The sequence below is a fragment of the Chryseobacterium formosense genome (genome assembly GCF_900116415.1).
In the GTDB taxonomy this organism is placed as follows: Bacteria; Bacteroidota; Bacteroidia; order Flavobacteriales; family Weeksellaceae; genus Chryseobacterium; species Chryseobacterium formosense.
The window spans coordinates 861,268-876,375 of sequence record NZ_FPAP01000003.1 but is presented as its reverse complement, the minus strand read 5'-3'; the positions used below and the strand labels follow the sequence as shown (position 1 = coordinate 876,375).

Sequence of the window (15,108 nt, the reverse complement as noted above, 5' to 3'; positions counted from 1 at the left end):
GACACATGAAGAAAAACATTTTGCTACTTTTACTTGCATTAATAGTAAATGTAATAAATGCACAGCACACTTTAAATGGCGAAGGAAAAAGCTACATTGAAGACATTAACCAAATGTTCGCTGCAGCTCCAACCGCTAATAATCTAATGAAATTCGAAGAAGTTCCTGTAAGTTATTATACAGGTGTTCCAGATATTAATATTCCACTGTTTAATATTCCAACCAATAACAAAAATGTTGCGGTTAACGTCCAGCTTAAATACCATCCGATGAATGCAAAGCCTGATGATAGGTCAGGAGAAACAGGATTGGGATGGAGCTTAATAGCCGGAGGAAGCATCGTAAGAACAGTTAGAGGAGGAAATCCGGATGAAAAAAATAGATCTGTCCTATTATCGTCTCCACCTAAGTCGAAATTTGGTATTTACGACACAACAACTAATCTTACGTCAAAACTTATCAATAATGACCCTTCAGTAAATATTAATGAGTATTCATTTTATGCAGCAATGGGAAAATACGATACAGAATACGATTTGTATCAATATAACTTTTTAGGGTTTACGGGAAGATTTTATGTAATGAAGGATTCCAATAATTCTTATGTAGCTGTCAAATTGGATAAGAATAATCTTAAAATAACGTGTTCATACGATGGAGTTGAGCATGCTCTGAAATCTTTTACAATCATCGATGATAAGGGGATAAGATATGATTTTGAAGGAATGGAAAAATCCGGAAAATCAATTACCACGGTAAAAACTCATATTATTACGGGGAGTGGAGATCTTTACCCAAGTGTCGAGATTGGAGACTATTATACATCATATCATTTAGTCAGAATCAATGATCAAAGAAATGTCAATCTTGTCACATTCAAATATCTGCGTCATTCTGAAGTAAAGTATCAGGATACACCTACAACAATATCCAGAATGGCGAGTAATATAGGTTATACTAATACAACCTTTAATCAGGAGCCTCCTAGTGGTTTGCCTGGAGCTTTTGAAAGACAGCTTGTCTACAATACGTCTCAGACCTATCTGCTTACTGATATTGATATTGTTGGTAGGGGAACAATTTATTTTAATTATGAACAAGGCAGAAGTGACAGCAATTATGCTGAGCCTCAAAATTTATATAAGCTGAAATCGGTACAGACTAACTTTGTAGGGCAACCAGCTACACAATACACCGAGAAATTTATTATGGATTATGGTTATTCCAATGTACAATACCAAGCGTACAATGGGCCTCAAAATTTGCAAAAACTACTGCTTAAGAAAGTGACTAAAGTTTCTGCCAATAATCAGAATCAAGAAAACAGTATAGAATATAACGAAGGTAATTTTTTTGGTCTTCAAAAAGACAAATGGGGTTTCTATGCAGGCTCAGGGATTACTACAGATGTGATTAAATCAATTACATATCCTACAAAAGGCAAAGTTATCTTTAATTTCGAAGAAAATGAATACAGTTACAATCCTGTCGCAAATGATAATGTAATGGCTGCTGTTACAGGTTATAATACTTCAACACCTTACGAATTCAGTGTTCATTTTGGTCAATTTAACGATTTATATAAACAAAATTTTTTCTCAATTCAATCTGCACAATATGTTCAGCTGGATTTATGGCTTGGTAATTTGATTTATTACGATTGGAAATTTCAAATATTTAAAAAGAATGCAGACAATACTTTCTCTCCTGCAGTATTTACATTTCAATATGGGAACCAAACATGCAATAAACCACAGCCTCCAGCATGCCCCAACTCAAATATAAATCAAAATGGAGAAATTAAATCAGAGTTTCATCCTGCAGTATACCTTGAGCCCGGTACATACTATGCTTCATTAAGTGGAAATTTTGCTTTTTCAAATCCGTCAAATACACTGGATACTTTTGTTGCACATACCTCTGAGCCGATGTATGTTGACATGAAAAAATATAAAGGTGGTGGATTTAGGATCGGTGATATTTCATATTATGAAAACCCCTTATCAGCCGATCCTACAAAAAGATATATTTATAATTATGATAATCTGGATGAAGCAGGAAGAAGTAGTGGCGCATTAGTATTCCCTGTGCCAGTATTTAATTACGATGAATATTATTCATACAACAGTGATACTATGAATGGTGTTATAATTTATAACGCAATGTTTAATACTGAAACCGATTATAATATTATTCCGGTACAGAAAACACAGGGCGGAGATGTTGGGTATAAATATGTCACTGTAAAACAGGTTGATAATAACAACATAAGCAAAGGAAAAACGGTTTATAAATTCAGATCACCCTTAGATTTTCCTAATCAGTTAATAATTTACACTCAAATGCCAATTGTACCTATTCCAAATCAGGATTATTTAAGAGGACAAACTATATGGGAAAAAAAATATGACTCCAACGATCGTATTGTTTCACAGACTGATTTTGACTATAATATCACCGAATATGAGGTTAATGACGGGATTAAAATTAAGGATAATTTCTATAATAATATGATCACAAAATATTATCAATATGCAGGATATTCAGACTTTTTTAATTGGTATGGGAATTTAGCATTGACCACTCCTTATAAAAACATTGAGAGATTTGGTATTAGCCTGCCTTCACAGAAAGTAGAAACATCCTATTTTTATAAAAATGGCGTGCAAAGTTCTGTAACAGCTACAACAAATACACTGTACAATAGTCTTGATTATCCGACATCCGTTACACAGAATTTTTCAGATGGAAATTCCAATCTAACATCTTATAAATATGCACATGAAAAAGGCAATACAAGATTAATTAATGCCAATATGATTGGTGTTGCTTTAGAGACCGAAAATAAAAAGAATAATAAGACCATTAGCAAGGTTGAAACAATGTTCAATGATGTTAACCATTTTCTTCCGACATCATTGGTTTCCACTGATTTCGCAGGTATTTCTGCGACCGAGGTGACTTACAACCAGTATGACAGTAAGGGCAATCTATTGCAGTATACGACGAAGGATGGGATAGTGACATCGATTATCTGGGGCTATAACGGTACCCAGCCCATTGCGAAGGTGGCTAATTATCCTTATTCTGCGGTGATTGCTTTGGCATCATCGATAGTGAGTGCTTCGGATCAGGATGCTGTTAACCCTTCAAATGAAGCAAACCTGATTGCTCAGCTTAACGCTTTCAGACAGCTTTCGGATTTATCTGAAGCTCAGATCACGACATATACGTATGATCCTTTGATCGGGGTAACAAGTATCACTCCGCCCTCCGGTATCCGAGAGGTTTACCTTTATGATGCGGCGAACCGCTTAAAGGAGATCAGGGAGAATAGTGCATCGGGTAAGATCTTAAAAGAGTTCAAGTACAACTACAAGCAATAAAACCAAACCATGAAAAAAATAATCATACCAATCAGTGCTTTGTTTGTAGCGGGGTTTTCCCATGCACAGACCTTGAACTTAAGCACGAATGAAAACTACGTTTATACGAAAACATATTTGACCGACCCTACAGGGCCTACGCCAAAAAGCGTGGAAAGCGTACAGTACCTTGACGGCTTGGGCAGACCCAAGCAGGCAGTGAACATCAAGGCTTCCCCGTTAGGGAGGGATGTAGTTATGCACTTTGTATATGACCAGTATGGGAGGCAGGCTATGGATTACCTTCCTGTACCTCAAAGCGGGACAGCTAATGGAGCGATAGTAACGAGCCCTTTGACCAATGCCACCCAGGCAGATATTTACGGATCAGAAATAATATTTTCCAAGAAAGAATTTGAAGCTTCTCCTTTGGACAGGGTCTTGGAGCAAAGACAGGTTGGTACGGCCTGGAGCAGCAAACCTGTAAAGTTCGGTTATGAAGCCAATGAAAACGGGGAAGTCAAAAAATATGTGGCAACATTTGATTACGCCAGTTTCAGTTCTGTAATAACATTGTCTCCGACTCCTTATGGAGCGGGTCAGCTGTATAAGAATACGGTAACTGACGAAGACGGCAATAAGACGATAGAGTTCAAGAACGGCCAGGGACAGGTTGTACTGGTAAGGAAAATGCTTGATGCGACAACGGAAGCAGATACGTATTATGTTTATAACGATTACAATCAATTGGCATATGTTATCCCGCCATTGGCAGTGGCAGCGAACGCTGTCGATACAACGACTTTGAACAACCTGTGCTACCAGTACAAATACGACAGCCGTAACCGCTTGGTTGAGAAGAAGCTTCCGGGCAAGGGCTGGGAGTTTATGGTTTACGATAAGCAGGACCGTTTGGTTGGATCGCAGGATTCCAATCTGGCAGAAAAAGGACAGTGGCTCTTCACGAAGTACGACCGTTTCGGGCGTGTTGCCTTCACGGGGATCAGCACGGGTGGAGACCGTTTGACGGAACAGGCTGATGCTGATTTGAAGGGTAGCAACAATATGAACCGTATTGAAAGCTCAGGTTTTATGCATGAGGGGATGGAGGTTTTTTACTCGGGCAGGGCTTACCCATCGGATTCCAAGTACGTGAAGATTTTGAGCATCAACTATTATGATACGTATGCATCCTACAGCTTCAATCCGGCTTTCCCTTCCACGGTTTTCGGTGTGGCTGTGATCAGTGACAACAGTACGGGCAATAGTGTAAGCACCAAAAGCCTGCCTGTCATGACGCTGATCAAAAACATTGAGGATGACAACTGGACGAAGAACTACACGTGGTACGATTCCAGGGGGAGGGCTTTAGCCACGCATTCGGTCAACCATTTGGGAGGTTATACGAAGACAGAATCTGAGCTTGATTTTTCGGGTACTCCACAAACGGTAGTCACCCGGCATAAGAGGTTGAATACCGATACGGAAAGAGTAATTACGGAGAACTTTACGTATGACCACCAGAACAGGTTATTGACCCATACGCATCAGGTTGACGGCAATGCTGTGGAATATTTGGCTCAGAACAAATACAATGAGCTGTCTCAGCTTGAAAGCAAGAAAGTGGGAGGGGTCAGTGCAAACTCTCCGTTACAGCAGATGGATTACAAATACAACATCAGGGGATGGATGACAGGAATCAACAATCCGAATGATTTAAGCGGAGGTGATTTGTTTGGGTATGAGATCAAATACAACAATCCTGAGAATACGGGTCTTACCACAGGAAGATTTAACGGCAATATTGCAGAGATTGACTGGAAGACATCAACGGTGGTTAATGACAGCAAAAGAAGATATTCATACGTTTATGACGGGTTGAACCGATTGTCGCAGGGCATTTATACAGAGCCGGGCTCTTCGATACTCAACAATAACAACTATAACGAGTACCTGACGTACGACCTTAATGGAAACATTAAGACGCTTCAAAGGTATTCCAAGCCTACAACAGGGATTACAGCAGAGCAGATTGACGATTTGGTTTATAACTATACAGGCAACAGATTGGATCAGATCACACTTCCACCGGGGGTTTCGAACAACTATTCGGGTTATAATGCTTTAGGTGGCGCTTTTGCATATGACTCCAATGGGAATATGAAATCCCATGGAGATAAAGGACTCGGATCAATAGGGTATAACCACCTGAGTCTTCCTAATACTTTAACTGTTGGCTCTGGAATTAAAAAATCTCAGGTAAACTATGTGTATAGAGCTGATGGAACTAAGCTGATGAAAACTACTGGTGGTGGAGCTTTTCTTTCGAATTCAACGACAGATTATCTCGACGGATTTCAATATTTTTTTAACAATGATTTTATCATATGTATAGATTGTCCGGCTCCTGCTATAGGTCCCGAATTACAATTTGTACCTACAGCGGAAGGGTACTTTGATTTTATGAAAAATAAGTATATTTACAACTATGCAGACCATTTGGGAAATACAAGATTGAGTTATTTCCACAATGGCAGCGGGGTAGAAGTTCTTGAGGAGAACAATTATTATCCTTTCGGGTTGAAGCATGAAGGATATAACCAATTGTCAGGAAACCCGGGTTACCAGTACAAGTACAATGGGAAAGAGCTTCAGACTGAGACCGGGATGTATGATTACGGAGCAAGATTTTATATGCCGGATTTAGGAAGGTGGGGTGTTGTGGATCCTTTAGCTGAAACTTCAAGAAGATGGGCAACGTATACATATGCTTATAATAATCCAATTAGATTTATTGATCCTGATGGGATGGAAAACTTAGACACAGTTCGACCTACTTTCCAAGATAATGCTACAAAAGAAGCTTATTTAGATTCTGTTTCAAAAGCTACGGGAAATACATATAAGGCTACATTAAATGCTACTAGTGGAGATGTTGAATTTACAAAAATTAGTACTGACTCCGTAACACCCGAGCAGCAAGCATTTATTGATGTATATTCTGAAGCAATTAACAGCTCAGCCGTGATCCAAACAGAAATAGTTAGTAACGATACTAATACCACTGTTGGAGATATTGTAAATGATAAAATTGATATAGCAGACATAGCTGAATTCGACAAAGCTGGCTCTGGAGGAGCATCTAGCGCAGGAGCTTTAGCTCATGAGACTAAAGAGCAGCAACTAAAAGCGGAATCTGGAGGCGTAAAAGGCGTTTATCCAACTAATGCTTTGACAATGCATAACGGTGGAGTAGCAGCTGAGAATAAAGTAAATGGCAATTTGAGAGTCGAAAATCCGGCAGCGGGTACAGATATATTTGTTGGAAGAGATTTTACTCTTACTTTTCAAACCGTAACTCCAAACTCGACGGGCGGCGTTATTATTAACAAAACAAAGATCCCCTATAAATGAATAAATTATTAATTATATCAGTTTTTATTTTTTTTAGAAGTTTCGGTCAACAAAGTGATTGTCAGGAAAATTTAAAATTTAAGGAAATATTTTTTTGTCATGTCAAATATGTCGAAAATAATATTAATCTTTCACAAGATGCAAGATTTAGAAAATCAGTCATTTTTATTTCAAATTATGCCCCAGTATCTGTAGGGAAAATTATGAATTATGCAAGAACATATCCAAATGGAGTATTTAAAGAAGATTTAAAGAATTGGTTTAAATGGTATGAAGAAAACAAATGTAAAAATATACAACTTAAAAATGTATATATAATACCAGAAGCTTACAGAACAAGTTAAATTAACCAAATGTATTTTATTAGCTTTCCTGCATTATATAGTGAAGGATATAATTATATATAATGCCATTACTCAATTTTAATACCCCCCGCTCCCGCACGATTTTATCGTGTGGCAGATAAATGAAAAATCCACTGCAATTGCAGTGGATTTTGTGTTATATGATGTTCTGGTTGTATTAGGAAACAGAACTAAAGTGCAGCAATATTTTTAAGTTTAGAAGGTTTTATAAAAGCATCAATGGTTGCAAATATGTGAACTTTGGTATCGCTCAAGTTCCTGAATGGCTTTCAATTATAAATAAAAGGCGCCAACTGTCTTTAGTTGGCGCTTTTTGGCAGTTGTACCCAGGACCGGGATCGAACCGGTACTCCTAAGAACTGGTGTTTGAGACCAGCGCGTCTACCAATTCCGCCACCTGGGCAAGTGTGTTACCATGTTTGAATCGGTGTGCAAATATAGAAACTTTTTTTAATCTTCAAAAACTTTTTATCAACTTTTCTTTAAAAATTTATTTCCAAACCATCGTAGGCAAGGTGAATTCCGGCTGGAAGTTGTTTATCTTCAATATCATGCAGTCCGAAATGATGACTGATGTGAGTCAGAAATAATTTTTTAGGTTTTAGCTCTTGGTGTAGCTTTATCACATCTGCCAAAATAAAATGGGCAGGATGAGGATCGAATTTACGGATGCAGTTAAGGATTAATACATCTAAATTTTGAAGTTTTTCTTTCTCTGTTTCAGAAATAAAGCCGGCATCGGTGATGTAGGCAAGATTTTTAAACCTGTATCCTAAAGCCGTTATTTTATAATGAATAACCTCGATAGGTGAAATTTCGGTATTTAATACTTCAAATTTTTCATTTCCGATTTCATGGAGATCAAAGGCTGGAGCTCCCGGATATTTTTCATCTGCAAATGCATAAGGAAAACGTTTTTTTACTTCGTCGGCAACTCTGGGAAGACTGTATAAAGGAATATTTTTTCCGCTTTTGAAAATTAAAGGTCGCATGTCATCTAAACCAATGACATGATCATTATGCTCATGCGTAAGAAGAGTAATGTCAACGCGATTTTCTTTATTGATCAGCATTTGCTGTCTGAAATCCGGTCCGCAGTCGATCAGAATTTTTTTGTGTTCGTCGGTAGTAACCATCACCGAAGATCTGAAACGCTGATCTTTGGGATTGGGTGAAGTGCAGACCTCACAAGTGCAACCAATCACGGGAACACCCTGTGAAGTTCCGGTTCCTAAAAATTTCAACTTCATTTTCTTTTGAGGTTGTTTTAATTTTGGTAAATTTACGAAAAATTTAATGTCCTAATGTATCAGAAATTAACTCCTAAACAAAAAGCATTAACAATTAATCTAGATCCTACTATTTATGGTACTTTCGCAGAAATTGGAGCAGGGCAGGAAACTGTTCGACACTTTTTTAGAGCAGGAGGAGCTTCCGGTACAATTGCTAAGGCAATGTCGGCTTACGACAAAGATTTTAGTGATGCCATCTACGGAAAAGAAGTAAAAAACAGGTATGTTACCCAAAACCGACTTCGAAAAATGCTTCGCTATGAAGTTGCCTTGATTGAAGAAAGAATTTCCAGAGACAACAGTCCGGGCAGAAAATATTTCTCTTATGCCAATACGGTTACAACAATCAATTTTGATAAAACGATAAAGGGGCACGGCTGGGTAGGAATTCGTTTTCAGGTGAATGAAAATGAAGATTACAACGAAATCGTTATCCACGTTAAATTTAAGGAAAATGATGCGACCCTACAGCAGGAAACTCTTGGGAATCTAGGGGTAAACCTAATTTTCGGAGCTTATCATTATTATGACAACCCGAGAAGACTGATTGAATCTCTGTATGATGATATTGCAAAAGATAATCTTGAGATCGACATGATTGATTTCAATGGGCCCGCTTTTGCTTATGTTGATAACAGACTGATGTCTTTACAGTTGGTGAAAAACGGAATGACTGAAGCGGTAATCTTTAACTCTGAAGGTAATAATATGCTTCCCGCTGATGTTCTTTACAAAAAGAATATTTTTGCGGTAAGAGGAAGTTTCAGACCGGTAACCAAGGTCAATATCGATATGCTTAAAAACGGGATGGATTTGTTCCTGAAAGATGCGATCTGTACTCAGGAAGAAACCGAAGTTTTGATCGAAATTACCATTTCAAATCTTCGTGCAGACGGTGATATTGATGAAAGAGATTTCCTGGATAGAGTAGACGTTCTTGGTAAATTGGGCTACACCGTTATTATTTCAAATTTCTCAGAATATTACAGACTGATCGATTATTTCTCTCATTATACAAACGGCGATATCGGTGTTGCGATGGGGGTAAACAATATGTTGATGGTATTCGATGAGAAATATTATCAGGATCTTTCAGGCGGAATTCTGGAAGCATTCGGTAAATTTTTCAGAAACGGAATGAGGGTTTATCTTTATCCTTACAAAGATCCTGAAACTCACGAGCTTTTAGATTCATCAAACTTAAAAGTAGAAGAAAACCTGAAAGAATTGTATAAATATTTCAAGCTGAACAACCGTATTGTAGATATTACCAACTACAATCCTGAATTTTTGGAAATTTATTCAAGAGAAATTCTAAGAAAAATTGCATGCAACATGAGCGGTTGGGAAAGCCAGCTTCCTGATGGTGTTGGCGAAATGATAAAAGAAAGAGCAATGTTCGGCTTCAAAAACGAACTTTCTCTAAAACAGTTTTCATAAAAATTATTACAATGTCTGAATTAAAAAAAAGACTTTCATCTATTCTCGAAAGTCCCAAACATAATACCGAAGAGAAACTTCAAAAAGTCTGCGCTCTGCTTGATCAGGAGATCTCGTATTTCAACTGGACGGGTTTTTACTTTAAAAACGGAGATAAAGATGAGCTGAAACTGGGGCCTTACGTAGGTGCAGAAACCGATCATACCATTATTCCTTACGGAAAAGGGATTTGTGGACAAGTTGCAGTTTCCAATGAAACATTTGTTGTTCCGGATGTAAAAGAAGAAAGCAATTATTTAAGCTGTTCAATCGATACGAAAGCAGAAATAGTGGTTCCTATTTTCAAAGACGGACAAAACATTGGTCAGATCGATATTGATTCTCATACCATCAATCCTTTTACGGATGAAGACAGAGAGTTGCTGGAGTGGCTTTGTAATGAAGTTTCAAAGATTTTGTAGTCTTATTTAAATTAAAATAAAATATAAACTCCGATTTTTTAGTCGGAGTTTTTTTGTTTAAACTATCAATAGGAACGGGCTTTAGCCCGTTTAATAATTTAAAAAATCATCTGGCTTTAGCCAAAACTTAATTACTGAACTCTGAAATCAATTCTTTAAAATAATTTTCACACTTCGCGATATGCGTTCCGTACCAGGAAAATGCTTCTCCGTCAACGATTATTATTTTTTTATCAGGATAAATTGCTTTAAGTTCTGCAATATGTTTTTCTTTAAACGGAAAAGGTTCCGAAGAAAGCATGATGGCATCAGCTTCGGCTAAATCTTCAGCTGTAATTTCAGGATAACGGGTTTGATTTTTAAATATATTTTCAAAACCAATTTCGCTTAAAACATGATGAATAAAAGTATCTGAGCCAACGGTCATATAAGGTTTGTTCCAGATCAGGTAAGCGACTTTTACGGTAGAATTTATTTGGGTTTGATTGAAAATTTCGTAGATTTTCAGATTGAAAGCCTGAGCTTTTTCTTCTTTATTAAAAAGTAATCCTAAGTTTTTAAGCAGATAATAATTGTCTTCAATGGTTTCAGTGTTGCTTACAACAACTTTAAAATCATTCATTAAATCCTCGACCTGCTCTTTTACATTTTCTTCTTTATTAGCGAGAATTAAGTCAGGTTTTAAACTCTTAATTTTTTCAAGGTTAAGATTTTTTGTCCCACCGATAATCTCAATTTTTTTTACTTTTTCTGAAGGATGGATGCAGAATTTTGTTCTTCCTACAATTTCATTTTCCGTTAAACCTAAATCAAATAAAACTTCCGTAATAGAAGGTACTAATGATACAACTCGCATAAAATTTTAGACTTTGCCTAAAATTACAAAAGTTTTCCGGTTAAGAACATCGCTGCGATGGTAAAATAAATGATTAGTCCGGTTACGTCAACCAAAGTTGCTACAAATGGTGCGGAAGAAGTTGCAGGATCGAGGTTGAATTTTTTAAGAATAAACGGAACCATGGAACCTGAAATAGTTCCCCAAAGTACAATCATAGCCAAAGAAATTCCGGCACTTATTCCGATGAAAAACCAGTAATCTCCATAATCGAACCAACCGAGTTTATGCCAGATCATAATTCTGAAAAAGCCGATAATTCCTAGGAAAGTTCCCAGAACCAATCCGGTAACGATTTCTTTTTTCATGACCGTCCACCAATCTTTCAAAGTGATTTCCTGTAATGCCATCGCACGGATTATCAACGTTGCAGCCTGTGAACCGGAATTTCCGCCACTCGAAATAATTAGAGGGATAAATAGTGCCAAAACAACCGCTTTCTCGATTTCATTTTCATAAAATCCCATTACAGATGCGGTAATCAATTGTAAAAAGAAAAGTACGATTAGCCAAAGTCCGCGCTTTTTGATCATCTCAAACCAATGCGTCTGAATATACGGATCGTCAAGTGCTTCAACACCCCCGAATTTCTGAATATCTTCTGTGTTTTGAGATTCAATTTGATCTAAAATATCATCGATGGTTACAATTCCCACCAAAACTCCGGCTTCTGTAATGATCGGAAGAGCAGTTCGGTCATATTTTTCGAAATAAGTAACTGCATCTTCTTTTGATGTTGTCGTAGTAATTGCAACAAAATGATTGTCGGTAAGATCGGAAACCAAAGTATCTTCTTCCACCAAAAGCAAACTACCCAAAGGTAAATCGTCAATCAGGCGGTTTCTCTCATCAACTACATAAAGGTGATTGATGGTTTCTACTTTTTTACCGACTTTTTTTATCTGCTGAAGACATCTTTTTACCGTCCATTCTTTACGGATCTGGATGTAATAAGGAGTCATCAGACGGGCGATCGAATCTGAGTTGTAGCCTAACAGCTTTAAGGCAATTCTCCTTTCCTGCGGATTGAGATGATTAATGGAGTATTTGATCAGTTCATCAGGGAAATCTTCAAACAGAGCCGTTCTGTCATCGGGAGTCATGGCGTTCAGGATTTCTGAGACTTCATCGCTTCCGATGCTTCGTATGGTTTCTTCCTGGAAATCAGGATCTAAATGCGAAAAAACATCCGCTTTGTACTGCTTCGGAACTTTCAGAAAAGCCAGTAACCTTTCATCAGCGGGAAGTTCACTGAGTCTTTCGGCAATATCGGCTGGATTAAAGATAAGTTCGTCTGTAGAATTCAAAACGTGAGATTTTTGCTATGCAAAAATAATTTAAATTTTTAGAATAGGAGAACGATACGCTAAATTTAAGGTTTTATTAAAGTTTAGAAACCGGCTTCTGTAGAGGGTTTTATTTTTCTTAACTGCTTGAGAATCGATTTTATAGCACCATTGGTTCCTATTTTTATTGAGTTTTCAGCTGAACCCAAAAGACGCATGTTTTTACGGTAAGTATCGTAATCTGAAGAGGTGATCAGATTTCCTTCTGCATCGAAAAGTTTCATGCTGACAATAACCTGATTAGAAAAAACATATTTTCCCAAACCGACTTTGAAATATTTCACTTTGGGAACAATGGCAAAATCAGCATCGTTATTTTTGCAATATTCACTGATGGTTTTGGCATCAATACTATCATAAGAAACCTGAACTTCAGATCTCAGCATTTTATTTTTACGGAATGTACTGATGTTATCAGAAACAGCACTGAAGAATGCGTGATTGGTAGGTTCTTTTATTTCTTCAACCTCTGGCTCAACTTCTGGATTAAAATACAGAACTTTTTTTATGTTATCATGAGAGGTGTTTTTCTGAGCATTTACAGAAGAAATACTGATGATAAATACAGAAGAAATAAGCGTATAAAATAAAAAATTTTTCATCTTTTTTGTCGGCTGTAAAATTACTGTCTTTTAACGGGATGGCATAATTTTTTTAAGAATTATTTAACATATTTTTCTATTCAATTTAATAAATGAAATCAATAATGTTTCCAAACTCTTTGATTTTAAGGATTTTTTATTTTTTTTATCTCTTTATTTTTTTTAATTAAAATTGATCTTAATGATTGTAATATTTAATTCCGACTTAAATTTTGCGGAGTTAAAAAAATAGTCGTACTTTTGCACCCGTTACATAATAATCATTAAACAATATTGGAATGTACTTAACAACAGAAAAAAAAGCAGAAATTTTCGCAAAGCACGGTAAATCTGCACAAGACACAGGAAGCGCTGAAGGACAGGTTGCTCTATTCACTTACAGAATTAACCACTTATCTCAGCATTTGAAGGCTAATCGTCACGATTTCAACACGGAGAGATCTTTGGTGAAATTAGTAGGTAAGAGAAAAAGCTTATTAGATTATCTTAAGAAAAAAGATATTACAAGATACAGAGCAATTATTGCTGAACTTGGTCTAAGAAAATAATCTTTGGATTCCAAAAGAAACAGAAGCAACTTCGAAAGAGGTTGCTTTTTTTGTTTAATAATCTGAAAACTTGGCATTAAAACGTGGTATTCTTTGCAGAAATCGTTTAAATTTGCTTCTTTCAAAATTTAATCTACTGATTTGAAACAGATTTATCTCTATATTCTTCTTTTTGTTTCTGGATTTTACAATTCTCAGAACTCGGATACCATTTCAAGGTCGAATCTTCAGACTTCTGTAAGTATGCAGTTCGGAAAATTTTTAGGAACGAATGATTATTTGAAAACGCTTACCCATAGAGAATTTATCGGTGCTTCTGCCGAACTTACGGTACAGACTGATGGAAGTAAAGAATGGCACAGAAGATTCGGAAGACCTTATTACGGCGGCGGAATCGTGGCATTTGATTATCTTAAAAACCGGGATATGGGAAGTCCTTTTGCTGTTTATGGAACTTTTGGTGGAACTATTAAAGAAACACCGACCCATTCCTGGAATTATGAAACGAGCGGTGGTTTTGCTTTCAACTGGACTCCTTATGATTTGAAAAAAGGATATACCAATCAGACATTCGGCTCTTCGGTGAGTATTTATATTAATTTCGGAGTCAATTATAAATATTACTTGGGAAAACATTTTGACTTAGGATTAGGTTTAAATTTTAATCATTTCTCAAACGGCGCGCTTAAACTTCCAAATAAAGGAATGAATACCTTTTCTCCAAAATTATCATTGACTTATCATTTTGATGAAAGACAATTCGCACCTCATGATTCTTTGTCGACATTTGATAAATATTCTACTTTGGATGTAAATGTCTTTGGCGGAGTTAGACATTCTATTTTTTATGGAGTTGATCCTGGTTTTCAGGCTTCTGATGTTGATATGATCAGAAAATTTGAAGGTAAATATTATCAGAACTGGGGAGTAGAAACGGTTTATCATAGACAGGTTACGTACAAATCTTCTCTTGGATTAGGAATCGGTTTGATGTATGATGAAGACTATAACAATAAGTTTTATCAGGATGAAAATGGAGTAATTCAATCTACAAAAAGATTTGAACGTGAACAGGTTTTACTCAATATTTTCCCTTCATATAGACTTTCAATTTCAAAGTTTGCCATTCAGCTACAGCCAGGATTTTATATTTTTAAAAAAGCAATCGACCGTCGTTATGATAAAACGATTTTTTATCAGAGAGTAGGGTTTCAATACACAATCGGAAAGAAATTTTTAATAGGAATAGGTTTAAGATCCTTTAAATTTCACAAAGCTGATTATATTGAATGGAGATTGGGTTACAGAATTTTTAATAAGAAAAATTCATGAAAAATGAATGTAAGGTGCTAAAATGTAAGCTAAATTACTTTCATCATA

Annotated in this window: 11 protein-coding genes and 1 tRNA gene; 7 read left to right on the top strand and 5 right to left on the bottom strand. The window is 36.5% G+C overall.

Features of this window, described 5'->3' with window-relative positions; translation table 11 throughout:
- Positions 1 to 5 precede the first annotated feature (5 nt).
- The 3 genes from BM371_RS15335 to BM371_RS15325 are packed head-to-tail and all read left to right on the top strand — an operon-like array spanning position 6 to position 7,123.
- A complete protein-coding gene (locus tag BM371_RS15335; protein ID WP_074958779.1) occupies positions 6 to 3,386 on the top strand; it encodes an RHS repeat domain-containing protein in 3,381 nt (1,126 codons plus the stop codon).
- Positions 3,387 to 3,395: 9 nt separating this feature from the next.
- Entirely contained in the window at positions 3,396 to 6,779 is a 3,384-nt protein-coding gene (locus tag BM371_RS15330; protein ID WP_083415637.1) for a DUF6443 domain-containing protein, read from the top strand.
- Positions 6,776 to 7,123, top strand: a complete 348-nt coding sequence (locus BM371_RS15325) for a hypothetical protein (protein ID WP_034679322.1) — start codon at positions 6,776 to 6,778, stop codon at positions 7,121 to 7,123. The genes BM371_RS15330 and BM371_RS15325 overlap by 4 nt, the downstream gene beginning before the upstream one ends.
- Positions 7,124 to 7,467: 344 nt before the next feature.
- On the opposite strand, the gene BM371_RS15320 is transcribed toward BM371_RS15325, so the two are convergent.
- Positions 7,468 to 7,547 (bottom strand) — tRNA-Leu (locus BM371_RS15320).
- A gap of 79 nt (positions 7,548 to 7,626) precedes the next feature.
- Positions 7,627 to 8,394 carry an MBL fold metallo-hydrolase gene (locus tag BM371_RS15315; protein ID WP_034679323.1) on the bottom strand — a complete coding sequence of 256 codons (768 nt, stop codon included), beginning with the start codon at positions 8,392 to 8,394 and terminating at the stop codon, positions 7,627 to 7,629.
- A 54-nt stretch (positions 8,395 to 8,448) separates the two neighbouring features.
- Between BM371_RS15315 and BM371_RS15310 the strand changes: the two genes are divergently transcribed.
- Both BM371_RS15310 and BM371_RS15305 read left to right on the top strand, forming a co-directional pair.
- A complete protein-coding gene (locus BM371_RS15310; RefSeq protein WP_034679325.1) occupies positions 8,449 to 9,876 on the top strand; it encodes a hypothetical protein in 1,428 nt (475 codons plus the stop codon).
- An 11-nt stretch (positions 9,877 to 9,887) separates the two neighbouring features.
- Positions 9,888 to 10,337 carry a GAF domain-containing protein gene (locus BM371_RS15305; protein ID WP_034679326.1) on the top strand — a complete coding sequence of 150 codons (450 nt, stop codon included), beginning with the start codon at positions 9,888 to 9,890 and terminating at the stop codon, positions 10,335 to 10,337.
- A 127-nt stretch (positions 10,338 to 10,464) separates the two neighbouring features.
- On the opposite strand, the gene BM371_RS15300 is transcribed toward BM371_RS15305, so the two are convergent.
- From BM371_RS15300 to BM371_RS15290, 3 genes are all read right to left on the bottom strand, one after another.
- On the bottom strand, positions 10,465 to 11,193 hold the full coding sequence (locus BM371_RS15300; RefSeq protein ID WP_034679327.1) for an ABC transporter substrate-binding protein: 729 nt from the start codon (positions 11,191 to 11,193) through the stop codon (positions 10,465 to 10,467).
- 23 nt (positions 11,194 to 11,216) lie between these two features.
- On the bottom strand, positions 11,217 to 12,539 hold the full coding sequence (gene mgtE / locus BM371_RS15295; RefSeq protein WP_034679328.1) for a magnesium transporter: 1,323 nt from the start codon (positions 12,537 to 12,539) through the stop codon (positions 11,217 to 11,219).
- An 83-nt stretch (positions 12,540 to 12,622) separates the two neighbouring features.
- Positions 12,623 to 13,180 (bottom strand): hypothetical protein, encoded by a 558-nt coding sequence (locus tag BM371_RS15290; RefSeq protein WP_034679330.1) that lies wholly within the window; start codon positions 13,178 to 13,180, stop codon positions 12,623 to 12,625.
- Between the two features lie 278 nt (positions 13,181 to 13,458).
- Between BM371_RS15290 and rpsO the strand changes: the two genes are divergently transcribed.
- Entirely contained in the window at positions 13,459 to 13,728 is a 270-nt protein-coding gene (gene rpsO, locus BM371_RS15285; protein ID WP_034679332.1) for a 30S ribosomal protein S15, read from the top strand.
- A gap of 141 nt (positions 13,729 to 13,869) precedes the next feature.
- The gene (locus BM371_RS15280; RefSeq protein ID WP_034679334.1) at positions 13,870 to 15,060 is read left to right on the top strand and encodes an acyloxyacyl hydrolase; all 1,191 of its coding nucleotides are present in this window, start codon (positions 13,870 to 13,872) and stop codon (positions 15,058 to 15,060) included.
- The last annotated feature ends 48 nt before the right edge of the window (positions 15,061 to 15,108 follow it).

Coding starts and splice junctions, on each gene's coding strand:
- BM371_RS15335 (WP_074958779.1), top strand. CDS start 6: ATGAAGAAAAACATTTTGCTACTTTTACTTGCATTAATAGTAAATGTA.
- BM371_RS15330 (WP_083415637.1), top strand. CDS start 3,396: ATGAAAAAAATAATCATACCAATCAGTGCTTTGTTTGTAGCGGGGTTT.
- BM371_RS15325 (WP_034679322.1), top strand. CDS start 6,776: ATGAATAAATTATTAATTATATCAGTTTTTATTTTTTTTAGAAGTTTC.
- BM371_RS15315 (WP_034679323.1), bottom strand. CDS start 8,394: ATGAAGTTGAAATTTTTAGGAACCGGAACTTCACAGGGTGTTCCCGTG.
- BM371_RS15310 (WP_034679325.1), top strand. CDS start 8,449: ATGTATCAGAAATTAACTCCTAAACAAAAAGCATTAACAATTAATCTA.
- BM371_RS15305 (WP_034679326.1), top strand. CDS start 9,888: ATGTCTGAATTAAAAAAAAGACTTTCATCTATTCTCGAAAGTCCCAAA.
- BM371_RS15300 (WP_034679327.1), bottom strand. CDS start 11,193: ATGCGAGTTGTATCATTAGTACCTTCTATTACGGAAGTTTTATTTGAT.
- BM371_RS15290 (WP_034679330.1), bottom strand. CDS start 13,180: ATGAAAAATTTTTTATTTTATACGCTTATTTCTTCTGTATTTATCATC.
- rpsO (WP_034679332.1), top strand. CDS start 13,459: ATGTACTTAACAACAGAAAAAAAAGCAGAAATTTTCGCAAAGCACGGT.